22 protein-coding genes are annotated in these 22,640 nt (G+C 60.4%); 10 read left to right on the top strand and 12 right to left on the bottom strand.

Annotated features, from left to right (window positions below; all coding sequences use genetic code 11):
* Positions 1-200: 200 nt before the first annotated feature.
* The 5 genes from CGZ77_RS03245 to truA form a co-directional block, all read right to left on the bottom strand.
* A complete protein-coding gene (locus CGZ77_RS03245) occupies positions 201-995 on the bottom strand; it encodes a hypothetical protein (RefSeq protein WP_009425841.1) in 795 nt (264 codons plus the stop codon).
* Between the two features lie 86 nt (positions 996-1,081).
* Positions 1,082-2,491: a threonine synthase gene (gene thrC, locus CGZ77_RS03240; protein ID WP_009425840.1), complete on the bottom strand. Its 1,410-nt coding sequence runs from the start codon at positions 2,489-2,491 to the stop codon at positions 1,082-1,084.
* Between the two features lie 90 nt (positions 2,492-2,581).
* Positions 2,582-2,980, bottom strand: a complete 399-nt coding sequence (locus tag CGZ77_RS03235) for a hypothetical protein (RefSeq protein ID WP_009425839.1) — start codon at positions 2,978-2,980, stop codon at positions 2,582-2,584.
* Positions 2,981-3,062: 82 nt separating this feature from the next.
* Complete coding sequence (locus tag CGZ77_RS03230) at positions 3,063-3,686, bottom strand: phosphoribosylanthranilate isomerase (protein ID WP_036495882.1); 624 nt, start codon at positions 3,684-3,686, stop codon at positions 3,063-3,065.
* Between the two features lie 76 nt (positions 3,687-3,762).
* The gene (truA, locus tag CGZ77_RS03225; protein ID WP_036495862.1) at positions 3,763-4,596 is read right to left on the bottom strand and encodes a tRNA pseudouridine(38-40) synthase TruA; all 834 of its coding nucleotides are present in this window, start codon (positions 4,594-4,596) and stop codon (positions 3,763-3,765) included.
* Positions 4,597-4,767: 171 nt separating this feature from the next.
* Between truA and CGZ77_RS03220 the strand changes: the two genes are divergently transcribed.
* Positions 4,768-6,585, top strand: coding sequence for a monovalent cation:proton antiporter-2 (CPA2) family protein (locus tag CGZ77_RS03220; RefSeq protein WP_094030940.1), 1,818 nt, complete (start codon positions 4,768-4,770; stop codon positions 6,583-6,585).
* Between the two features lie 29 nt (positions 6,586-6,614).
* Here CGZ77_RS03220 and CGZ77_RS03215 read toward each other — a convergent pair whose 3' ends face one another.
* Positions 6,615-7,226 (bottom strand): glutathione S-transferase N-terminal domain-containing protein, encoded by a 612-nt coding sequence (locus CGZ77_RS03215; RefSeq protein WP_009425834.1) that lies wholly within the window; start codon positions 7,224-7,226, stop codon positions 6,615-6,617.
* A 125-nt stretch (positions 7,227-7,351) separates the two neighbouring features.
* Entirely contained in the window at positions 7,352-8,125 is a 774-nt protein-coding gene (gene folE2, locus CGZ77_RS03210; protein ID WP_009425833.1) for a GTP cyclohydrolase FolE2, read from the bottom strand.
* 184 nt (positions 8,126-8,309) lie between these two features.
* Between folE2 and CGZ77_RS03205 the strand changes: the two genes are divergently transcribed.
* Both CGZ77_RS03205 and murA read left to right on the top strand, forming a co-directional pair.
* Positions 8,310-8,558 (top strand): BolA family protein, encoded by a 249-nt coding sequence (locus CGZ77_RS03205; protein WP_009425831.1) that lies wholly within the window; start codon positions 8,310-8,312, stop codon positions 8,556-8,558.
* Positions 8,559-8,613: 55 nt separating this feature from the next.
* Complete coding sequence (gene murA, locus CGZ77_RS03200; RefSeq protein ID WP_009425830.1) at positions 8,614-9,867, top strand: UDP-N-acetylglucosamine 1-carboxyvinyltransferase; 1,254 nt, start codon at positions 8,614-8,616, stop codon at positions 9,865-9,867.
* Here murA and CGZ77_RS03195 read toward each other — a convergent pair.
* Positions 9,864-10,316 carry a hypothetical protein gene (locus CGZ77_RS03195; RefSeq protein WP_094030939.1) on the bottom strand — a complete coding sequence of 151 codons (453 nt, stop codon included), beginning with the start codon at positions 10,314-10,316 and terminating at the stop codon, positions 9,864-9,866. The genes murA and CGZ77_RS03195 overlap by 4 nt on opposite strands.
* 25 nt (positions 10,317-10,341) lie before the next feature.
* On the bottom strand, positions 10,342-11,649 hold the full coding sequence (locus tag CGZ77_RS03190; RefSeq protein WP_094030938.1) for a M23 family metallopeptidase: 1,308 nt from the start codon (positions 11,647-11,649) through the stop codon (positions 10,342-10,344).
* A gap of 166 nt (positions 11,650-11,815) precedes the next feature.
* Between CGZ77_RS03190 and CGZ77_RS03185 the strand changes: the two genes are divergently transcribed.
* Positions 11,816-12,772, top strand: coding sequence for a hypothetical protein (locus tag CGZ77_RS03185; RefSeq protein WP_009425827.1), 957 nt, complete (start codon positions 11,816-11,818; stop codon positions 12,770-12,772).
* 356 nt (positions 12,773-13,128) lie between these two features.
* Here CGZ77_RS03185 and CGZ77_RS03180 read toward each other — a convergent pair whose 3' ends face one another.
* The 3 genes from CGZ77_RS03180 to cysT are packed head-to-tail and all read right to left on the bottom strand — an operon-like array spanning position 13,129 to position 15,871.
* Positions 13,129-14,199 carry a sulfate/molybdate ABC transporter ATP-binding protein gene (locus CGZ77_RS03180; RefSeq protein WP_009425826.1) on the bottom strand — a complete coding sequence of 357 codons (1,071 nt, stop codon included), beginning with the start codon at positions 14,197-14,199 and terminating at the stop codon, positions 13,129-13,131.
* A complete protein-coding gene (gene cysW, locus CGZ77_RS03175) occupies positions 14,196-15,047 on the bottom strand; it encodes a sulfate ABC transporter permease subunit CysW (protein ID WP_009425824.1) in 852 nt (283 codons plus the stop codon). The genes CGZ77_RS03180 and cysW overlap by 4 nt, the downstream gene beginning before the upstream one ends.
* Positions 15,044-15,871 (bottom strand): sulfate ABC transporter permease subunit CysT, encoded by an 828-nt coding sequence (cysT, locus tag CGZ77_RS03170; protein ID WP_009425823.1) that lies wholly within the window; start codon positions 15,869-15,871, stop codon positions 15,044-15,046. The genes cysW and cysT overlap by 4 nt, the downstream gene beginning before the upstream one ends.
* Positions 15,872-16,093: 222 nt before the next feature.
* Between cysT and CGZ77_RS03165 the strand changes: the two genes are divergently transcribed.
* The 6 genes from CGZ77_RS03165 to CGZ77_RS03140 all read left to right on the top strand — a co-directional run bounded on the left by CGZ77_RS03165 (position 16,094) and on the right by CGZ77_RS03140 (position 22,504).
* Positions 16,094-16,648 (top strand): hypothetical protein, encoded by a 555-nt coding sequence (locus tag CGZ77_RS03165; RefSeq protein ID WP_009425821.1) that lies wholly within the window; start codon positions 16,094-16,096, stop codon positions 16,646-16,648.
* 72 nt (positions 16,649-16,720) lie between these two features.
* Positions 16,721-17,281, top strand: coding sequence for an FG-GAP repeat protein (locus tag CGZ77_RS03160; protein WP_009425820.1), 561 nt, complete (start codon positions 16,721-16,723; stop codon positions 17,279-17,281).
* A gap of 275 nt (positions 17,282-17,556) precedes the next feature.
* A complete protein-coding gene (locus CGZ77_RS03155) occupies positions 17,557-18,912 on the top strand; it encodes an aldehyde dehydrogenase family protein (RefSeq protein WP_094030937.1) in 1,356 nt (451 codons plus the stop codon).
* Between the two features lie 3 nt (positions 18,913-18,915).
* Positions 18,916-19,653 carry a toxin-antitoxin system YwqK family antitoxin gene (locus tag CGZ77_RS03150; RefSeq protein ID WP_009425818.1) on the top strand — a complete coding sequence of 246 codons (738 nt, stop codon included), beginning with the start codon at positions 18,916-18,918 and terminating at the stop codon, positions 19,651-19,653.
* Between the two features lie 311 nt (positions 19,654-19,964).
* On the top strand, positions 19,965-20,675 hold the full coding sequence (locus CGZ77_RS03145; protein ID WP_009425816.1) for a TonB-dependent receptor plug domain-containing protein: 711 nt from the start codon (positions 19,965-19,967) through the stop codon (positions 20,673-20,675).
* Entirely contained in the window at positions 20,675-22,504 is a 1,830-nt protein-coding gene (locus tag CGZ77_RS03140; protein WP_094030936.1) for a TonB-dependent receptor, read from the top strand. Before CGZ77_RS03145 ends, CGZ77_RS03140 begins: the two co-directional genes overlap by 1 nt.
* Positions 22,505-22,640: the final 136 nt, after the last annotated feature.

Below are 22,640 nucleotides of genomic sequence, written 5' to 3'. Positions count from 1 at the left end.
GCCGCGCAGGTCGGGCATTTATGCCCGACGCTCGCCCGTTTGTGCGCCATGCTTGTCGGGCATCAATGCCCGACCTACCGAACTACGCTTGCTAGCAAGCGTAGCCTGCATGATGTAGGGTGTGTGGCTCTGCCATGCACGCGGTTCAAGACCGTCTGAAATCGGCTTTTCAGACGGCCTTTTTGCCTGCACGAGCGCCGTCAGTCCAAATCCGCCAGTGCAAACAGAGCGGCGAGGGCGGCGAGGCGCAGGACGTCGCGTCCCCAGCGCGAGTGGCTCAGGCAGTGCAGCCAGGCGACGGGTTTTTCGGTTTGCAAAACGAGGCGGCGCACTTCTTCGGGCTGCGCCAGCAGTTTGTCGTGCCACAGCGCTGCCGCCTGCGCCAGCAGGCCGTGGCGTTTGAGCAGCAGGGCGGTGGAATGCAGGTAGCACAGCCAGTCGCGGCTTTGGCATTCGGTAAGGGTGAGCACTTCGGCGGGGTCGTCTTCAAAATCGAGAAAGCCAACCGTGCCGTCCGCAATCATCATGTTGCGGGCGAAGGCCTGGCTGAGAAACTGTCCTTTGGCGTGCACATCGGCAATCGCGTCCATGCCTGCCGTCCATGCCGCGAGGTGGCGGCCTTTGGCTTCCTGTTCGATTTGCGTATCGAGCTGGATGCCGCCGAGATTGCCGATCATCAGGGCGTCGGGCTGCTGCGCCAGAAGTTCGGGCACATTGACGCCCGCCGCTTTCAGTTCGCGCAGGCGGCGCGCTTCGGTGGCGACGGCTTTTTCGCCGCCGAGGTTGGGCACGGGTTTGAGTACGCCCAAACGCAGGGGTTTGGTAATCATGCCCAGCAGGGCGTAGCGCCACGCGGCATTGCGCCTGCCCGCCTTGCGTATCCAGACGGTGAGGCCGTCTGAAAAGGTGTAGCGGGCGATGCCGCCTTTCTGCGCGGCGGCGAGGCGGGCGAGTTCGGCGGCAAAGTTGTGCTGCGGGGTGTCTGTTTCGTTCATCTTTCTTTTGCTTGTGCTGCGGATAAAAAAAGCCGAACCGCAGGCGCGGAATCGGCTGTCGTACTGCGGGATGTCAAACGACGGGTTTATGCCGATGCGGCGCGGATAATGTCTTTCACGGCCTGCGCGCTGTTGGGCACGCTCTGCACTTTCTGCGGCAGGTTTTCCAAGCCCGCGAGCTTTTCGGGGCGCGGAACGGCAACGCTGCCCACGGCTTCGCGGATGGTGTCTTCAAACTTGGCCGCCAGCGCGGTTTCGAGGCAGACGATAATTTCGCCGTTTTCACGCACTTGGCGGGCGACTTTCACGCCGTCGGCGGTGTGCGGGTCGATGAGTTCGCCGTCTTGCTCATACACCTGTTTGATGGTGGCGAGGCGGTCGGCATGGGTGGATTTGCCGGAAACAAAACCGTATTTCTGCCGCACTTTGTCCAGCGCAAAATGCAAATCGAAGCCTTTGCCCACGCCCACTTCTGCCCACAGCGTTTCGATTTCGCCCGCATCGCGCTCCATCAGGTCGAACACGAAACGCTCGAAGTTGGATGCTTTGGAAATGTCCATCGACGGGCTGGACGTAACATGGGTTTGCGCCGCGTTGCGCGGACGGTAGCGGCCGGTTTTGAAAAACTCGTCGAGCACGTCGTTTTCGTTGGTGGCGACAATCAGACGGCCTATCGGCAAGCCCATCTGTTTGGCGATGTGTCCGGCACAGACGTTGCCGAAATTGCCGCTGGGTACGCAGAAACTGACGGTTTCGCCGTTGTTTTGCGTGGCGTTGAAATAGCCGGCGAAGTAGTACACCACCTGCGCGACGATGCGCCCCCAGTTGATGGAATTGACCGTGCCGATGTGGTATTGCTCTTTAAACGCGGCATCGTTTTGCACGGCTTTAACGATGTCCTGACAGTCGTCAAACATACCCTCCACGGCGATATTGTGGATGTTTGCATCTTGCAGGCTGTACATTTGCGCGCGCTGGAACGCGCTCATTTTGCCCTCGGGCGAAAGCATAAACACATTGATGCCTTTTTTGCCGCGCAGCGCGTATTCGGCAGCCGAGCCGGTGTCGCCGCTGGTTGCGCCCAGAATATTGAGCGTTTTGCCCTCTTTGTTTAACACGTATTCAAACGCGTTGCCGAGAAACTGCATCGCCATGTCTTTAAACGCCAGCGTCGGGCCGTTGGAGAGGGCTTGGATTTTGAGGCCGTCTGAAAGAGTGCGTACAGGCGTGATGGCTTGCGTGCCGAAAGTTGCTTCGGTGTAGGTGCGGCTGACGATGTCGCGCAAATCTTCGGCGGGGATGTCGGTGGCAAACAGGCTGATGATTTCAAAGGCCAGTTCGGCATAACTCAGGCCGCGCCATTTTTGCAGCGTGGCCGCGTCGATGTGCGGATAACGCTCGGGCAGCATCAGGCCGCCGTCGGGAGCGAGACCCATCAGTAAAACTTCGCTGAATGCTTTGTGCGCGGTGTTGCCGCGCGTGCTGATGTATTTCATGTTCTGGTCTTTTTCTGTTCGGGATGGGTAACGTGTTTTCAGACGGCCTCCACAGCCTGCATGGCTTAATGGAGGCCGTCTGAAAAGGGTTTAGCGGTAGAGGCGTTTGAAGCAGGCGGTTACCGTTTTCGCGGTGATGTTCGCCACGGTTTGCGGCACGGTGTCGCGGTTGGTCGCCAGGCTCATCAGGTCGTTGGCCGAAAGCTGGTTGGGCGCTTCCTCGCTGGCACAGCTGCAGATTTTACGTTCCCACTCGGCCTGTTTTTCGGCACTCATCGCCAGCGCGATCATGCGCCATTCCTTGCGCTGTTGCAGCTCGCTGACGCATTGGTTGTTAATCACGCTTTTCACCAGCGAACCGGCCAGACCGCCTGCCGACTGCTGCGAACCGCCGCCCATCAGGCTGCCCAGCGACATATTGCCGCCGCCCGCGTCCGCACAGCCCGACAACAACACGGCAAGCGCCGCCAAATATGCAAATTTTTTCATCGCGTTTTCCTTTAATCTAATCCACGGTTTGCCAAAGCGCGCATTCTACCGCAAAGCGCCCGCGGCATCACAGCCGCCCTGTTCAGACGGCCTGCACCGCCCGCAAAAACGCGGCCATTTTCTCCGCGCTTTTGATGCCTGCCGCGCTTTCCACGCCGCCGGACACGTCCACCGCCGCCGCGCCCGAAACGCGCACCGCTTCGGCCACGTTTTGCGGCGTCAGCCCGCCCGCCAGTATCCACGGTTTGCCCGCGTATTCGCGCAAAAGCGTCCAATCGAAGCTCTGCCCCGTGCCGCCGTATTCCTGCGGATGGTAGGCGTCGAACAGCAGCGCGCGGGCGTTCGGAAAGCGGTTTGAGGCCGTCTGAATGTCCTCCGCCGAGCGCACGCGCACGGCTTTGAGGTAAGGGAGGGAGAACTGGCGGCAAAACTCATCATCTTCGTCGCCGTGAAACTGAATCACGTCAAGCGGCACGCGGCGCAGCACTTCGCGGATGTTGTCGGCGCTTTCGTTGACGAACAGGCCGACGGCGCAGACGAAAGGCGGCAGCGCGGCGGCAATCTGCGCGGCCTGCTGCGCCGTGACGGCACGGCGGCTTTTTTCGTAAAACACCAGCCCGACGGCGTCCGCACCGAGCGCGGCGGCGGCGGCGGCGTCTTCGGCGCGGGTGAGGCCGCAGATTTTGGCGCGGATTTTGGTTTTCATATCGCGGATTCCTTGTTTCGGTTTTTCAGACGGCATTGACGGTGCGGAAGGCCGTCTGAAAAGGGGTTGCGCCGTTTCAGACGGCCTTGACGATCTCTAAGTTCGGCCACAGCCAGTCGGGCAGCGGCGGGGTTGTTATGCCGAACTCGGGCGGATAATCGGCGCCGGTGAGGTAGAGGCCGTCGGGCATAAAGGTGGGCGGGGCTTTGAGGCGGTTTTTTTCCGCCAAGAGGCGCGCGAAGCCTTCGACGCTGAGACGGCCGTTGCCGACATAAACCAGCGCGCCGACGATGTTGCGCACCATATGGTGCAGAAAGGCGTTGCCGTGCAGATCGAGTGCCATCAGGCTTGGCGTGCCGCTGAGGCGGACGGAATAAAGGGTTTTGACGGGCGATTTGGCCTGGCACTGGGCGGCGCGGAAAGCGGAAAAATCGTGTTCGCCTGCCAACAGGGCGGCGGCACGGCTCATGGCGCGGATGTCGAGCGGGGTGTGCGTCCACCCTGCCCTGCCCGCCAGCAGCGGCGAGCGCACGGGCGAGGATTGCAGCAGGTAGCGGTAGCGGCGGCCGCAGGCGTCGAAGCGGGCATGGAAATGCGGCGCGACAATCTGCGCGTGCAACACGGCAACGCCCGCGGGCAGCAGGCTGTTGGTGCCGCGTATCCACGATTGGGCGGCGCGGCGGACGCCTGTGTCGAAGTGGACGACTTGGGCGGCGGCGTGCACGCCGGTGTCGGTGCGGCCTGCGGCGGTGACGGCTACGGGTTCGCCCGCAATGGCGGCCAACGCGTCTTCCAAGGCCGTCTGAACGGTGGGCACGCCGCCGGCCTGTTTCTGCCAGCCGAAAAAGCGGCTGCCGTCGTAAGCGAGGGTGAGCGCCCAGCGGCTGCGTTCGGGCGGGGTGTCGGTCATGGCGGGAGCTGTCGGAAAAAAGGCGGCATTATACGTCCGAACGTTTCAGACGGCCTGCCAAACGGAAAAACGTTTCATGCGGGCGGGATTCTGTATAATCGCGCTCTTTTTTTCTAATCATAAAAAAGGCCGTCTGAAACGGCTTTTTTCACAAACACACAGGAGTTTTTTATGTCGGCAGCGGCAGAAAGCGGCATCAGCATCATCCAGGTCGTGTCCCTGTTGGGCGCGGCGGTGGTTGCCGTGCCATTGTTCAAGCGGCTCGGCTTAGGCTCGGTATTGGGCTATTTGGCGGCAGGGCTTGCCATCGGGCCGTTCGGCTTAGGGCTGTTTTCAGACGGGCACACCATCTTGCACGTCGCCGAATTGGGCGTGGTGATTTTCCTATTCGTTATCGGCTTGGAGATGAAGCCGTCGCACCTTTGGCATCTGCGCAAGCAGATTTTCGGCTTGGGCAGCATGCAGGTAGTGGTGGCCGCCATTTTGCTGACCATTGTGGGAATGCTGTTCGGCTTTTCGTGGCAGATTTCCTTTATCGCCGCATCGGGCTTCGTGCTCACCTCCACCGCGATTGTGATGTCGGTGCTGGGCGAGCGGGGCGAAATCGACAGCCCGGGCGGGCAGAAAATAGTGTCGATTCTGTTGTTTGAAGACCTGCTGATTGTGCCGCTGCTGGCTATCGTCGCCTTTTTGTCGCCGCATCACACCGAAAGCAGCCAGCCTGTTTGGCAGAGCATCGGCATTGCGCTGGGCTGCGTGGCAGTATTGGTGGCGGCAGGGCGTTGGCTGCTCAACCCGCTTTTCAGGCTGCTGGCGCGCAGTCAGGCGCGCGAAGTGATGACCGCCGCCGCGCTGTTGGTGGTGCTGGGCGCAGGCGTGTTGATGGAAAAAGGCGGCTTGTCTATGGCGATGGGCGCGTTTTTGGCGGGCGTGATGCTGTCTGAATCGCATTTCCGCCACCAGCTTGAAGCCGATGTAGAGCCGTTTCGCGGGCTGCTCTTGGGGCTGTTTTTCCTAGCCGTGGGCATGTCGCTGGATTTGAATGTCGTTGCGCGCAACTGGCCGCTGATTGTTTCGAGCGTGCTCGCGCTGATGGCCGCCAAAGCCGTGTGCATCTACTTGGTTGCCCGCTTGGCAAAAAGCAATCACGAAGAAGCCTTAGAACGCGCCGTGTTGATGGCGCAGGGCGGCGAATTTGCCTTTGTGTTGTTCACCGCCGCCACATTGCAAGGCGTAATCAGCGACACCAACAACGCCAATATGACCGCCATCGTGGTGCTGTCTATGGTGCTCACGCCGCTGTTTATGATCCTGCACGGCAAGCTGCCGAAAAAAGCCGCCGCCGAGCGCGAAGCAGACAAAATTGACGAGCGACACGCCATTTTACAAGTGGGCTTTGGGCGGTTTGGGCAGATTGTGTATTACATTCTCAACGCGGCGGGCTATTCCATCACCATCATTGATAAAGACGAAAAAACCGTGGCGGGCATGAACAAATACGGCGTGAAAACCTATTTCGGCGACGCCTCGCGCCCCGAGCTGCTGCGCACCGCCGGCATTGAAAAAGCCGCCGTGCTGGTGGTGGCGATTGACGATCCCGAGCAGATTTTGCAAATCGTAGAATTTGCCCGCGAAGCCAATCCCAACATCAAAATCGTTGCCCGCGCCTACGACCGCATCCATACCTTCAAGCTCTTCCAGGCCGATGCCGACGAAATCGTGCGCGAGACGTTTGATTCGGGCATCCGCGCGGGCAAGCGGGCGTTGGAAATGCTGGGGCTGCCGCACGAAACCGCCGAAAAAGCGGGCGATTTGTTCTTCCGCATGGACAGAAACGGCATGCATAAAATGGCCGTACTCTACAACCCCGAGCTGGAATCGTTTGCCAACCAGGCCATGCTCGAAGAAGGCCTGCGCCAAGACCGCCTTATCGCCGAAGCCGTACAGGCGCTGCTGCGCGGCGAAGAAGAGATAGACGAGAGCGTGTAAGGCCTCTTGTCTTTCAGACGGCCTAAGGCTTACGCGGCGGCGGCGCGCACGGCGGCGAGGCTGGCAGGTTTGCGCTCCAAGGATTCGATGGACACGGCCTGCACGTCGCGGCGCTGTTGGTATGCGGCAAAGGCGGCGCGGTTGGCCTCGTTCAGATGGGGAAACAGGGTCGGGTGGCGCAACTCGGCATAGGAAAAAGCCATGGCGAGCAGGTGCTGGTCGAAGCCGCTGCATTGCGCGTCCAGCTGCGGCGCGTGTTCGAGGCCGCGCACGACGGCTTCGCGGGCGCGGGGGATGTGCGGGTGTTCGGCCTGACCTTGCGGCAGGAATTTCGCCAGCGAAAAGGCTTTGACAACTTGGTCGAGCAGCGCCTGCGCATAGCCCGCAACGGCAGCTTGGGCGGCGTTTTGCAGCGGGTGTCCGAGCAGGAAATCCGCGACGTAGGCCGTGCCGCAGATAACCGTTCCATCGTCGGTTATCAGGGCGGGCACTTGCGAGAGCGGGTTGGCGGCGGTGAGTTCGTCGGGCGTCGCCCACGGGTCGGCATAAACGAGTTGCAGGCCGTCGAGGCCGCCTTGTGCGAGGGCGGCGAGGAGGATGGCGCGGGAATACGGCGAGGTGGTGCTGGTGTAGAGTTTCACGGTTTTCTCCTTTTCGGTAAGGTCGGGAAAGGTACGATTGTACGCCCGCGCCCTTAGCGTGCCAAAAGGCCGTCTGAAAGCCCGTTTTGCAGACTTTCAGACGGCCTTTTGCCGCTTGGCAAGGGTTACGGATAGGCGATATAGGCGTAGGCCGAATGGTTGTGGATGCTCTCGAAGTTTTCGCTTTCGACGACAAACGAGGCGATGCGCTCATCGCCGCGCAGGGCGACGGCCACGTCGCGCACCATGTCTTCGACGAATTTCGGGTTTTCGTAGGCGCGTTCGGTGACGTATTTTTCGTCGGGGCGTTTGAGCAGGCCGTAGAGCTGGCAGGAGGCCTGTTCTTCGACAATGTCGATGATGTCTTCTATGGCGACGTGTTCGCGGCAGACGAGGGAGACGGTAACGTGCGAGCGCTGGTTGTGCGCGCCGTATTGCGAGATTTCCTTGGAGCAGGGGCACAGGCTGGTGACGGGCACGAGCACTTTCAGCGTGTGGCGGTAGACGCCGTTTTCCACTTCGCCGCCGAGGGTGACATCATAATCGAGCAGCGACTGGATGCCCGACACGGGCGCGGATTTGCGGCGGAAAAAGGGAAACGAGGCGCTGATGGCGCCCGCGTCTGCGCCCAAGAGTTCGAGCATCTGCTGCGTGAGGTTCTGCATTTCGCCGTAATCGAGCGCGCGCTGCTGCCCTTCCATCAGGGCGACGAAGCGCGACATATGCGTGCCTTTTTGGTCGGCGGGCAGGCGCACGGTCATGGTGAGGCGGGCGACGGTGGACTGCGTGCCTTCGGCGGCGGCGATTTGTATGGGGAAGCGGAGGTCTTTGATGCCGACGCGGTTGATCGGCAGGTTGCGCAGGTCTTTGCTGCTTTGCACGTCGGCAATGGCGTTCATGCGTTTTTTGTCCTTTTTTTGGGGTGCGTGTGCGGGAAAGGCGCGAGTATATAGATGCGCCGTGCGGGCGGCAACGGGCGGCAGGCCGTCTTAAAAAGCCCCCGCTCTTTTCAGACGGCCTTCTGCCGATACGGTATAATCGCGGCCTTTTGCCACCCCCTGCCGATAAAAAGGAATACACACCATGCTGATGCCCGAACAGGTCAAAGAACTCATCGCCGCCGTCGTTCCCTGCGAACACATCGAAGTGGAAGGCGACGGCCACCACTTTTTCGCCGTTATCGTTTCCTCCGCCTTTGAAGGCAAAGCCCGCCTCGCCCGCCACCGCCTGATTAAAGACGGCCTGGCCGACAAGCTGGCGTCGAACGAGCTGCACGCGCTATCCGTTTCCGTGGCCGCCACGCCTGCGGAATGGGCGGAAAAAGGCCGCTGATTCCGCCGCGCGTTTTCCCGACAACGCCCTTCCCCTCCCACGAAAGCCTGCTGCCATGGACAAACTCAAAATCTCTGCCAACGGCCCCTTAAACGGCGAAATCACCGTATCGGGCGCGAAAAACGCCGCGCTGCCGCTGATGTGCGCCGGCCTTTTAACTTCGGGCACGCTGCGCCTGAAAAACGTGCCGATGCTGGCCGACGTGAAAACCACGCAAAAGCTCCTGCAAGGCATGGGCGCGCGCGTGCTGACCGACAACATCCGCGAATTTGAAATCAACGGCGGCACGGTCAACAACACCTGTGCGCCGTATGAATTGGTCAAAACCATGCGCGCGTCGATTCTGGTGCTCGGCCCCACGCTGGCGCGTTTCGGCGAAGCGCAGGTGAGCCTGCCCGGCGGCTGCGCCATCGGCTCGCGCCCGGTCGACCAGCATCTCAAAGGCTTGGAAACCATGGGCGCACAAATCACCATCGAACACGGCTACGTCAAAGCCAAAGGCCGTCTGAAAGGCGCGCGCGTGGTGATGGACGTGGTAACCGTAGGCGGCACGGAAAACCTCTTGATGGCGGCCACGCTGGCCGAGGGCACAACCGTATTGGAAAACTGCGCCATCGAGCCGGAAGTGGTCGATTTGGCCGAATGCCTCGTCAAAATGGGCGCGAAAATCAGCGGCATCGGTACATCTACCATGACGGTTGAAGGCGTGAAAGAGCTGCACGGCTGCGAACACAGCGTCGTACCCGACCGCATCGAAGCGGGTACTTTCCTTTGCGCCGTGGCGATGACCGGCGGCAAAGTCGTGTTGCGCAATGCCGCGCCCAAAACGATGGAAGCCGTACTCGACAAATTGGTCGAAGCAGGCGCAGTTATCGAAGCGGGCGATGACTGGATTGCCATCGATATGCAGCAACGCCCCAAAGCCGTGGACATCCGCACCGTCGTCCACCCCGGTTTCCCCACCGATATGCAGGCGCAGTTTATGGCGATGAACGCCGTGGCCGAAGGTTCGGGCAAAGTGGTCGAAACCATTTTTGAAAACCGCTTCATGCACGTACCCGAACTCAACCGCATGGGTGCGGACATCTCCACCGAAGGCAACACCGCCTTTGTCAACGGCGTGGAAAAACTCTCCGGCGCAACCGTGATGGCCACCGACCTGCGCGCCTCCGCCAGCCTCGTGATTGCAGGCTTGGTCGCCGGCGGCGAAACCATCGTCGAGCGCATCTACCATCTGGATCGCGGCTACGAGCACATCGAGAAAAAACTCGGCCAAGTCGGCGCGAAAATCGAGCGGGTTTCGGGTTAAACGCCCATCTGCAAGCAAAAGGCCGTCTGAAAAGCATATCCTGCTTTCAGACGGCCTTCTTGATATGTACAACAATATTTCAGCAAGTGTTGGTCGAATATAGTGAACCAAAATAGAAAATCTACGGCGTTGCTGCGCCTTGTCGTACTACCTGTACTGCCTGCGGCTTGCTGCCTTGTATCTTTTTTATTTTGACTCACTATAACAAGCTGCGCGGCTGTCGGTTTAAAAGTAGAAAAGGCCGTCTGAAAGCGGGATGTGCTTTTCAGACGGCCTTTGCGTATCTTGCCTAGGGCGTGTTGACATTCAGCTTGCGAAGCGGTTTTTTGAGGAAAAATTCGCGCCTGCAAGGAAAAAAGCGCAGCAAGATTGGACATCTTGCGAGCATTTTTGACGCGGCAGGCGTGGATTTTTACCAAAAATACCGCCGCAAGGCTGATTGTCAACACGCCCTAGGGGCTGTTGACAATCAGCCTAGTAAATCTGCGCCGCCGTGACGGGCAGGTTTTCCACGGCGGCCATAATGTCTTCGGTTTTCTGGCGCTGGCGCAGGAAGGCGCCCATGCTGATTTTTTCCATTTTCGGCGTCGGCAGGGCGACAGTGGCGGGGTTGACGTGCTGGCCGTTGATGCGGGCTTCGTAGTGCAGGTGCGGGCCGGTGGAGCGGCCGGATGTGCCGACAAAACCGATCACCTCGCCCGCGCGCACGCGGCCGGCGGATGGCGAAAAGGCGCTGAGGTGGCCGTAGAGCGTTTCTACGCCGTTGCCGTGTTGCAGCATGACGGTGTGGCCGTAGCCGCCCTTCCAGCCTTTGAACACCAACGTGCCGTCGGCGGGCGCGTAAACGGGCGTGCCGGTGGGGGCGGCGTAGTCGATGCCGGTGTGCATTTTCACGGTGCGCAGGATGGGATGGACGCGGATGCCGTAGGGCGAGGAGATGCGGGTGTAGTTTTGCAGCGGCAGGTAGAGGAAGCCGTCGGCGTGTTCGGTTTTGAGCGGCTCGCCGTCGTAGTTGTAATAGCCGCCGCCGTGATCGCCTTTGTCGTAGTAGTAGGCGCGGTAGGTTTTGCCGCCTTTGACGATTTCCACGCCGAGGATGTCGCCGGTGGCCATTTCCTGGCCGCGGAAATACATGGTGTCGTAGAGCAGGCGGATTTGGTCGCCTTCGAGCAGGCCGTCGACGTCGAACTGCTCGCTGAAAATGTCGCGCAGAAGCTCGCGCAACTCGACGCCGACGCCCGCCTGCGCCAGCGAGCCTTTGGCCGAAGTACGCACGGTAACGGACACCAGCGTCGGCAGGGTTTTCATCTCGATTTCGCTGGTGGAGGCCTGCCACTTGCCTTTGATTCTGCCCAGCGCGATCAGGTTTTTCTCGCCGTTGTCGTCGTCGTTGAAAAACTGGATGGCGGCGGGGCGGTTTTCACCGTCCATCAGCACGCTGACGGTCTGCCCCGGATGCAGGCGGCGCAGCTGCCGCTCGGCGGCGTCTTTGCCCAGCACGCCCGCGATGTCGGCATCGGAAAGGCCGTAGCGGCGCAGCATGGTTTGCAGGGTGTCTCCCTCTTTCACCGCCTCTTCCAGCCAGTAGCTGCTTTTGCTCTCCTGTGTGCTGCCCTGCGGCGGCGGCAGCTCCTGCACGATGCGCCGTGCCTGGGGCGCTTTGCCGCCGTCTGAAGCCAAACCGTACAAAACCGCCGAAACGGCGGCCGAAATCAGAAGACCCGCCACGGCGTAGCGGGTGTGTTTGTGTTGCCTGATGCGGCGGAGAAAATCTCTGTCCATTCTTCGTCGGATAACCGTTTCTTAATAAAGCGGCATGACAAGCCCTTAATTTAAACGGTTTTTTAATGATTTGTGGGGCGCGCAGTGTACCACAAACGTTTTTTTGCAAAACGCCGCGCGCGGCAAAAGCGCGTAAAATGCGCCCCTTTTGCGCCGCCCGTTTGCCATGAACACCACCATCGCCCTCCCCTCTTTCCTCAGGCCGTCTGAAAACCTGCCGCTGCCGACGACGAGCGCCCTCGATTTCTTCCTGCGCTTCGGCCGTTTTACCCCCGATCCCGCATCCTCCGCCGCGTTCCGCGCCCGCTGCCTGTGGCGGGGCAGCCTGTGCCGCCTGCTTGCCGACAGGCTCGGCCTGCCGCCCGAAACGCCCTGCATCCCCGCCGCGCCCGTCAGCCAGCAGATGGGCATGAACCAGGCACACCTCGCTTCCGGCCGCATCCTGGGCATCAGCACGGACGAAGCCGCCCGATGGTGTGAAGGACTGAGCGCGTTTTTCGCCGACCAAGGCTGGCAGTTCCATCCCTGCTTCCCCGACCTCTGGCTGCTCACCCTGCCGCAAATGCCCGCATGGCAGAAAGTACCCTCCGTTTTGGAAGCCGACGGGCAGGCCGACGCCGTGGAGCGCATCGAACGCCTCGCCCCGCTCGACTGGCTGGCCGCGCAAACCGAAATCCAAATGTGGCTGCACGCCCACCCGCTCAACGCCCGCCGCCCCGTGCCCGTCAACGGCGTCTGGCTGTGGAACGACTCCGTCGGCAGCGCCGCCTACGGCCTGACCGCCGCCGACAACAGCTGGGCTTTGGGCAAAAACACCGCCGCCGCCCCGCGCGATTGGGCGCAATGGGAAAACCTGTTATCGAAGCAGCCGCAGCCCGTTTCAGACGGCCTCATCTTCCTCGAAGGCGCAGAGGAAGCCGCCGACTACGAAAGCTACTGCCGCCTGCTGCAAACATGGGAAAAGGACTTCTTCGCCCCCGCCCGCGCCGCCCTGCAAAGCGGCCGTCTGAACAGCCTCACGCTCACCGCCGACGGCACCCACGGCGGCAGCCTCACCGTCGCCGCCAAAGCGGGGCGCGCGTTCTGGAAACGGAAAAAAACCTTTGCCGGCAGGCTGGACTGAGCATAGTGAAGAGAGGCCGTCTGAAAGCCGCAAAACGGGTTTCAGACGGCCTTTTACCGGGCATAGGGACGGCGGCCGCATAAATATCCGACAGGTTGCAGCAGCAGGCAAAAAGCGTTTCTGCGAAACGCCACCCCCTGCCCTCCCCCGCGCGGGCGCAGGAGAGGGAGTCGGGTTCGCGGCGGGATGTTCGGTTTCAGAAACGTCATTCCCGCGCAGGCGGGAACGGCCTTTCGGTTTTCCATCCGACAAACGGTACAAAGGCCGTCTGAAAGCCCGATTTTCGGTTTTAACTTCGTTGAAGCTGCGCTTTCAGACGGCCTTTGTCCGCTTGCACGGCTGCTTGGGGCAGCCTGTCAGATGGCGTAGTCGATCAACTCGCTTTGGCCGAAGACGTAGATTTGGCGCGGGGCGAGGGGGAGGGTTTGGCCGGGTTGCAGGTTCAGGCGGGCGGCTTCGGCGGCGGGGAGGTCGGCCTGGATTTGGCGGCCGTCTTCGAGGCGCAGGGTAAGGTGGGCGAGGGCGCCGCTGTGGCGGATGTGGACGAGGGCGGCAGCGAGCATGGGACGGGTTTCGTTTATCTGCCATTCGTGCGGGCGGATGTAGGCGGTGGCGGTCTGCTCCTGCCAGCGGCGTTGTGTGTCGAGCGGCCGGGCATAGTTTCCGTAGTGCCACGCGCCTTTTTCGATGCGGCCTTCGAAGGCTTCGGTGTGGCCGAGAAAGCCGGTGACGAAGGCGTTGGCGGGGCGCAGGTAGATGTCGTCGGCGCTGCCGGTCTGCTCGATGCGGCCGTGGTTCATGACGACGATTTGGTCGGACACTTCGAGGGCTTCTTCCTGGTCGTGGGTGACGAGGATGCTGGTGATGCCCAGTTCGTGGTGGATGTCGCGCAGCCAGGTGCGCAGTTCTTTGCGCACTTTGGCATCGAGCGCGCCGAAGGGTTCGTCGAGCAGGAGGAGTTTGGGTTCGACGGCGAGGGCGCGGGCAAGGGCGATGCGCTGGCGTTGGCCGCCGGAGAGTTGGTGGGGATAGGCTTTGGCGAGATGGCCGAGGCGGACGAGGCTCAGGAGTGCTTCGACTTTGGCGCGGATTTGCTCTTTTGACGGCCGTTCGGCGCGGGGTTTGACGGTGAGGCCGAAGGCGACGTTGTCGAAGACGTTCATGTGGCGGAACAGGGCGTAGTGCTGGAAGACGAAGCCGACTTTGCGTTCGCGCACGTGTTTGGCGGTGACGTCTTGGCCGTCGAAGAGGATTTTGCCGCCGTCGGCGTTTTCGAGTCCGGCGATGATGCGCAGAAGGGTGGTTTTACCGCAGCCGGAGGGGCCGAGCAGGGAGGTGAGTTTGCCCGTCGGCGCGGTGAGGGAGATGTTTTTCAGGGCGTGGAAGGCGCCGAAGTGTTTGTCGAGGTTTTCGATGGTGATGCTCATGCTTCGCTCCTTTGCGCGGCCGCCAGTTTGCGCGCCTGTATCCTGCCGATGAGGTTTTGCACGGCCAGGGTGGCGACGGCCAGCAGGGCGAGTACGCTCGAGAGGGAGAAGGCGGCGGTGAAGTTGTATTCGTTGTAAAGGATTTCGACCAAAAGCGGGATGGTGTTGGTTTCGCCGCGTATGTGGCCGGAGACGACGCTCACCGCGCCGAACTCGCCCATGGCGCGGGCGTTGGTGAGGATGAGGCCGTAAAGCAGCGCCCATTTGATGTTGGGCAGGGTGACGCGCCAAAACATCTGCCGGGCGTTCGCGCCCAGAATCAGGGCGGCCTGCTCTTCGCTGTCGCCCTGCGCCTGCATCAGCGGGATCAGTTCGCGGGCGACGAAGGGGAAGGTGACGAACAGGGTGGCCAGCACGATGCCGGGCACAGCGAAGATGATTTGGATGCCGCGCGCTTCGAGCCAGCCGCCGAAGGCGGTGTGCGCGCCGAAAAGGAGGACGAACATCAGCCCGGCGACAACGGGCGATACGGAAAACGGCAGGTCGAGCAGGGTGGTGAGAAACTGTTTGCCGCGAAAATCGAAGCGGGTGAGCAGCCAGGCGGCGGCGATGCCGAGCACGGCGTTGACGGGCACGACTACGGCCGCCGTCAGCAGGGTCAGACGGATGGCGGAACGCGCTTCGGCGTCGGTGAGCGCGGCCAGATAGAGCCGCCAGCCGCCTTTGAGCGCTTCGGCAAACACCGCCGCCAGCGGCACGACCAGCATCAGCAGCAGAAACAGCAGCGCGGCGGCGGTCAGCAGCAGGCGCAGCAGGCGCGGTTCGGTGATGTTCGGATTGGTTTTCATGCTTTTGCCCCCGCACGCCGTCCCAGCGCCCATTGCGCCGCGTTCAACGCCATCAGGATGGCAAAAGAAATCAGCAGCATAAAGAGGGCGACGGCCGACGCGCCCTGCACGTCATACTGTTCCAAACGGCCGGTGATAATCAGCGGCAGGATTTCCGACTGCATGGGAATGTTGCCGGCGATGAAAATCACCGAGCCGTATTCGCCCGTCGCCCGCGCAAACATCATGCCCGCCCCCGTCAAAAGCGCGGGCATCATTTCCGGCAGCAGCACGCGGCGGAAGACTGTAAGGCGGTTTGCCCCCAGCGTCGCCGCCGCCTCTTCGTATTCGCCCGACAGTTCTTCCAAAACGGGCTGCACGGTGCGGACGATAAACGGCAGGCTGACAAACACCAGCGCAATCCAGATACCGATCGGCGTGAAAGCGATTTTGAAAGGGAAAAACCGCCCCAGCCAGCCGTTGGGCGCGTAGAGCGTCGCCAGCGCGATACCGGTAACCGCCGTCGGCAGCGCGAAGGGCAGATCGACCAGCGCGTCGGCCAGCTTCCTGCCGGGAAAGTCGTAACGCACCAGCACCCACGCCGTCAGCGTGCCGAACACGATATTGGCCAGCATGGCGAGAAACGACATTTTCAGCGTCAGCCACACCGCCGCGAGCACGCGCGGCTCGGACACCGTCTGCCACAGCCCGCGCCAGCCCGTCTGCGCCGACACCGCCGCCATCATGGCAAAGGGCAGCACCACCAGCAGCGACAGGCACAGCACGGTGATGCCCAGGCTGACGGAAAAGCCCGGCAAAACGGAAGGAGATTTGAGCAGGCGCATACAGGCGCTCCCGACAGGCAAAAACAGCCGCGCACTCTATCGGAGGCCGTCTGAAAAACCAAGGAACGGCTGGTTGTATGCTAAGACGCAAAGGTTATATTCCGCCGCGCTTCATGACAAAGGACAAAGCGCGTATCATCGCGTTTTTCCGTTTGACTGCAGCCGTGCTTTCAGACGGCCGTCTGAAAAGCGCCCTGCCTATATTTTTCCGAAAGAACAAGCATGAAACGCCTCATCCCCGCCCTGCTCTTGGCCGCCGCCGCGCAATCTTTCGCCGCCGCACCCGCCGTCCAAACCCGCGCCGTCCCCGCACCCAAAGGCTTTCCTTTCGCCGTTGAAACCCAAATCCTTTCCGAAGACAGCTATCAGGTAAAAATCACCGATAAAAAAACCGGCAAAGTGCAAACCATCGAAGACATCACCGTCTTTTCCGGCTTTATCGAAGGCAACGCCGACGATCTGGCAACCATACGCGACTACAACGGCGACGGCCATCCCGACATCGCTGTACGCGTAATCGGCGGCTACACCCTGCCCGCCGACGAGCTGTATCTGTTTGACCCCGCCACCCGGCAGTTTAAAACCGTGCCCGAAGATAAAGACTTCGCCAACAGCGGCGGCGTCGAAATCATCCGCAAAGGCTGCGTGCGCATCGATTACAAAAACAGCGCCAGGGATTACTCGCAGGACGACTACTGCTGGAAAAACGGCGGCTGGCAATTACAGCGCCCGAACAACGCCAAAGCGGCCAAAGCGGCCAAAGCACGCCATAAATAAACAGACCGTTTTTCAGACGGCCTGTTGCCGGATGGTAAAAGGCCGTCTGAAAGCCCATCGCGAAAGGACACTATGAAACACTTCATCCCCACCCTGCTCTTAGCCGCCGCCCTTCCGTCTTTCGCCGCCGACGCGCCTACCGACGACACTGTTGTCGAAACCCACGCCGTCGCCACGCCGGACAGCTTTCCCTTTACCGTCGAAGCGCAAATCCTGCCCGAAAACGGCTACCGGCTGAAAATCACCGACAAACAAACCGGCAAAGTGCAAATCACCTCCGAAAGCGTCGCTCCGTCTTCCGTCGGCGGTCTCAAAATGGCAGACGTAGCCGGCAAGCTGGCCGATGTCAGCACCGACTACAACGGCGACGGCCATCCCGATATCGCCGTGCCGATCAGCGGCGCCTACGGCAACACCGCCGACGAGCTGTATCTGTTCGACCCCGCCACGCGGCAGTTTAAACCCGTCCCCGACGGCAAAGGCTTCGCCTACGACGGCAATGTCAAAGTTATCCGCAAAGGCTGCGTGCGCGTCGAATACAAAAGCAGCATCATGGACTACAGCCAGGACGACTACTGCTGGAAAAACGGCGGCTGGGAAATGCTGCGCCTGAAAGACGCCAAAGCGCACTAGGGTGTGTTGACAATCAGCCTTGCGGCGGTGTTTTTGGCAAAAAATACCCGCCTGCCGCGTCAAAAATCCTCGCAAGGTGTCCAACCTTGCTGCGTTTTTTCCTTGCATTCGGGCATTTTTTACTCAAAAAACCGTCCTGCAAGCTGAATGTCAACACACCCTAGCACGGCAAAGCCCGCCGCAAATAAGCGAACCGTTTTTCAGACGGCCTGTTGCCGGATAAGGAAGGCCGTCTGAAAAAACACCGGACACACCACCGCACAACGGAGACCCCATTGTTCCGCAGCACCCACATCCTCAGCGGCGCAACGCTTTACGAGCGTCCCGCGCAAAGCGCGCAAGCATTTCAGACGGCCTTGTCGGGGCTGAAAACGCGCCAACGCGCCTTCGCCTCCCTTTCCGCCACCGAACGCGCCGCCGCCCTCGAAGCCTTCGGCGGCAGGCTCGAAGCAGAAAGCGGCCGCCTCGCCCGCATGATTTGCGAAGAAGTCGGCCGCTGCCTGCGCGAATGCGAAGCCGAACTGGCCAAATCCGTCGAACTCGTGCGCTACTACGCCCGCACCGCCCCCGAGCTGCTCGCTGCCAAAGCCGTACCGACGCAGGCTGCCGTCAGCGAAGTGCGCTTCGAGCCGCTGGGCGTGGTCTTTGCCGTGATGCCGTGGAACTACCCCGTCTGGCAGATACTGCGCTTTGCCGTGCCCGCCCTCTGCGCCGGCAACGCCTGCACCGTCAAACCCGCCCCCAGCGTCGCCCGCGTCAGCGCCGCCCTGTTCGACTTGGTTTCAGACGGCCTTTCAGACGGCCTCCCCCTGATGCCCGCCTGGCTCAGCCATGCCGATGTAGAACAAGCCATTGCCGCCTGCGACGCCTTCGCCTTTACCGGCTCGGCCGACACCGGCCGCCGCCTCGCCGCCATTGCCGCAGGCCGTCTGAAAAAAAGCGTGCTCGAACTGGGCGGCAGCAACGCCTTTATCGTTTTGCCCGACGCCGACTTGGCGCAGGCCGCCCGCGACGCCTGCTACTCGCGTTTCCGCGACGCGGGACAATCGTGCAACGCCGCCAAACGCATCATCCTCGCCGACGAAATCGCCGAACCCTTCCTGCGCCTGTTCCTTGCCGAGTGCGCCAAACTGAAAACCGGCGATCCGCTCGACCCCGCCACCACCCTCGCCCCCATGCACCGCAGCGACCTGCGCGACAAAGTCCACGCCCAAGTGCGGGACACCGTGGCGCAGGGCGCGGAACTTTTATGCGGCGGACACATCCCTGCAGGCAGCGGCTTTTTCTACCCCGCCACCGTGCTCGATAATGTACCGCCGCACAGCCGCATGTGGCAGGAAGAAGTGTTCGGCCCCGCCGTTGCCGTCGTCCGCGCCCGCAACACCGCCCACGCCGCCGAGCTGGCCGACAACAGCCCCTACGGCCTGGGCGCCAGCATCTACACCGCCGACGAAGACGCCGCCCGCCGCCTGGCCGCATCGCTGCACACCGGCGCCGTCTACATCAACCGCCACACCAGCAGCGACCTGCGCCTGCCCTTCGGCGGCGTGAAAGCCTCAGGCTACGGCCGCGAACTCTCCGAGTTCGGCCTCTACGAATTTGTCAACGTCAAAACCTACTGGCAGAAATAAACCATGAACAAGAAAAACATCCTTACCTCAGCCGCCCTCCTCCTTGCCGCCGCCCCCGCATGGGCGGCACCGCAAACCGTCTACTTCAACCAGCAGGGACGCCCCACGGAAAAAACCGCCGCCGTCGCCTATGTGCGCGAATACACCGTGCAGGGCAAACACGCCAAAGTGCAGGATTTCTACTATCCCTCGCGCAAAAAATATTCCGACCCCTACCAAGCCCCCCTGTCGCAAATCAAACAGTTCGTCCCCCTGCTCGACAGCGGCGCGCTCACCCTCTGGCACTTCAACGGCCGCAAAAAAATGGACGCCCCCTACCAAAACGGCAAACCCGACGGCGTATGGACCAACTGGTACAACAACGGCAGCAAATCCGCCGTCATGCCCTATAAAAACGGCAAAACCGAAGGCGTCGGCGCGCGCTACTACCAAAACGGCCGTAAAGAAAGCGAAATCGAATTCCACGCCGACAAAGCCAACGGCAAATGGAAGCAGTGGTATCCCGACGGCAGCCCGAAAAGCGAAGTGCTGATGAAAGACGACGAGCCCGTCGAAATGGTGTCGTGGGACGCCAAAGGCCGCCTCACCGCCGAACTGAACTTCGCCGGCAAAAAACGCAGCGGCATCATGCTCGAATGGTATGAAAACGGCGCAAAAAAATCCGAATCCGTCTATCAGGACGACGAACTCGTCAGCCGCACCTCCTGGGACGAAAACGGCTTGGAAACCGACCGTTATTGAGCGGCAAGCCGCAAAAAGCCGTTTAAAGGCCGTCTGAAAACCCGAATCGGGCTTTCAGACGGCCTTTTTCAAGCCGCATTCGGAATCCGCCATTGCCAAAATGAGACGGTATTTGTTTTTCAATAATCTGTTTTCATTGATTATTTTTCAATCACGATTTATCCCTGCGACAAAAAACGGCAAAAAAACGTCCGCATCGGTAAATTTTTTAATACCAATTTTCATTTTCTGTAAAATCGCGCCTTCCGCGGCGACGTCCGCCCTTGTTTTTGCAAAAAAATCCCGCTTCCAAACATACCAAGGCAAACACCATGAAACCCAACACCGTCATGCTGGCCGTACTGTCGGCCTTCACAGCCCTGCCCGCCTTCTCCGCCGACGAAACCCCGCCCGCCGCGCAACAGGCCGAAGTGTCGGAAAACCTCGATACCGTCGTCGTACGCGGCGAAACCTACGCCAACCGCATGGGCACGCAGCGCATCCGCGAGAGTGAAATCGCCCGCCGCCCGAGCACCAACGGCAACCTCACCGAGCTTTTGCGTACCAATCCCAACGTGCGTTTTTCCAACAATTCCGGCAATTCCACATCGGGCGGCGAAATCCGTCCCGACGAAGTATCTTTCCACGGCGAAAAGTTTTACAACAATAATTTCACCATCGACGGCGTTTCCAACAACGACAACACCGACCCGGGCAACCAATACGATTCCGATACCAAAGTCGGCGGCCAGAATCCTTACGATTTGCCTGCCGGCAGTACACAGTCGTTTTGGGTGGACAGCAGCCTGGTGAAAACGCTGGAAGTGTTCGACAGCAACGTCTCGGCCAAATACGGCAATTTCACCGGCGGCCTGGTGAACGCCCGACTCAAAGACCCCAATACGCAAAAAAGCAGCGGCAAAGTCTTTTTCCGCACCACGCGCGACTCGTGGGCGCGTTTTCACATTCAAGACGGCAAGGAAGACGAGTTTTACGCAGGCTCACCGCCCAGCCCAAATACACCAAACGCCAATACGGCCTGATGCTCAACCAGCCGGTAAACGACAAAGCGGCGGTATTGTTTTCCTACAATCGCACCGAGTCCGACATTCCCTTTATGCACCGCACGCTGAACCACTGGAATGCCGCTACCAACACCATCACCGGCCCCTTTACCAGCAAGCAGGAGCGCAGCGCGGAAACCTGGCTTTTGCGCGGCAGCTACCGCGCCGACGACGGCAGCACATGGAAAGCCACGGCGATGTATTCGCCGCACAAGTCCAAATTCCTGCTGCCCAGCGTGAAAGACGGCAAATATTCCAATACCGGCGGCGGCGTGCGCTTTGATTTGGCATGGGATAAGGATTTAGGCCGTCTGAATATGGAATCGCAGATTGCCTACCGCAAAACGGCCAACGAAATCGAATACGGCTCGAATGTTTACCGCTCTTACCGTACCACCCGCAGCATAGATTGGATTTCCGCGTCCAAGGTCAATACATCCGGCAACGCTTGGGCGCATACCGGCGGCTACGGTGAATATTCCACCGAAAAAAGCACCCTGACCCTGAAACAGAATTACAGCCTGAAGCAGTTTTTCACCGGCGCATGGCGGCACCGTATCGGCTTTGGCTGGCAGGCAGATTTTGCCGATGCCAAATATAAGCGCGATCAAAATGCCTATGTTTACCAATACGCCGCAGCCGCAAACGTTGCCTGCAACGGCGATCCCGAATGTATCGACGGCGAGCAATACGCCAACAACCGGAAGATTTATCCCGCCCGCAATGTCAAAGTCAACGACAGCACCTACAGCCTGTATCTTCAGGATAATATCTTCTGGAAACGCCTGAGCGTAAACGCCGGACTGCGTTTCGACCGTAATTCCTATCTGAAAAACAACAACCTTGCCCCGCGTTTTGCCGCTTCGTATGATGTGTTCGGCAATACTCAAACCCGTATTTTCGGCGGCGCCAACCGCTATTATTCCGCTTCGATGCTGGCCTACAAACTGCGCGAAGGCATTTCGGGACGTTTGGGCGCTACGCGCAGACTCAGCGGCAATACGCCCGGCGCATGGAGCAGCGATAAAGACGAATACGGCACGCTGGTGCGCTATACCGATGCCAAAGTCAAAACCCCATATAGCGACGAAATCGACTTAGGCGTTTCGCAAAAAATGTTCGGCTCGCTGTGGACGCTCAAATGGGTACACCGCAACGGCAAAGACCAGTTTACCCGCACCAAAGTCGCGCCCAACACTTACGCCCTGACTAACGAAGGCTGGAGCAAAAACGACACCTTCACGCTGGCCGTATCCCCGCTCAAGCCCTACAAATCCCACTACGCCGAAATCAACTGGAGCATCGGTTTCAACGTATCCAAAAGCAAAACCAACAACGGCAACACCTACGACGAGCTGAATACCGAACGCTACGTTTACAACGGTACGCTGCTGCCCGAGGGCGAAACGCCGCCGTCTGATTTCAACACGCCGTGGTCGGCCGTGGCATCGCTCAACACCTATTTCCCGAAAATCCGCCTGAATTGGGATCAGGTGTTGCGCGTCACCGGCAGCCGCAATTTCCGCTACACCAGCGGCTCTGTCGACTGTTCGAGTCCTTCCAACCGCGCGCTTTGCGGCAGCTACACCGGCCAAGCCCCCGTTTTGCACGACGACGGCCGCATCTCGCGCGATGTCGTGCTCGACTGGCGTTTCGCCTACAAACAGCCCATTCGCGGCACGCAGGCATTGGAAGTTACCCTCGATGTCAACAACGTGCTCGACCGCGTTACATTCAGCAGCAGGGGCAGCAGCCGCACCTACAAAATGGGGCGCAACTACTGGCTGGGCGTAAGCTACAACTGGTAACGCTTTACCCCGTTTCCCTTTCAGACGGCCTTGAGCTTAGGCCGTCTGAAACCCTGTCGCGGCGCGTTAAACCCATGTGCGTGTGTTTGACGCTTGTCCGACCGAACCCGATAATCCGCCTTTTTTCAGACGGCCT

It is taken from the genome of Neisseria sp. KEM232, assembly GCF_002237445.1.
GTDB lineage: Bacteria > Pseudomonadota > Gammaproteobacteria > Burkholderiales > Neisseriaceae > Neisseria.
This window is presented reverse-complemented; position numbering and strand designations above follow the sequence as displayed.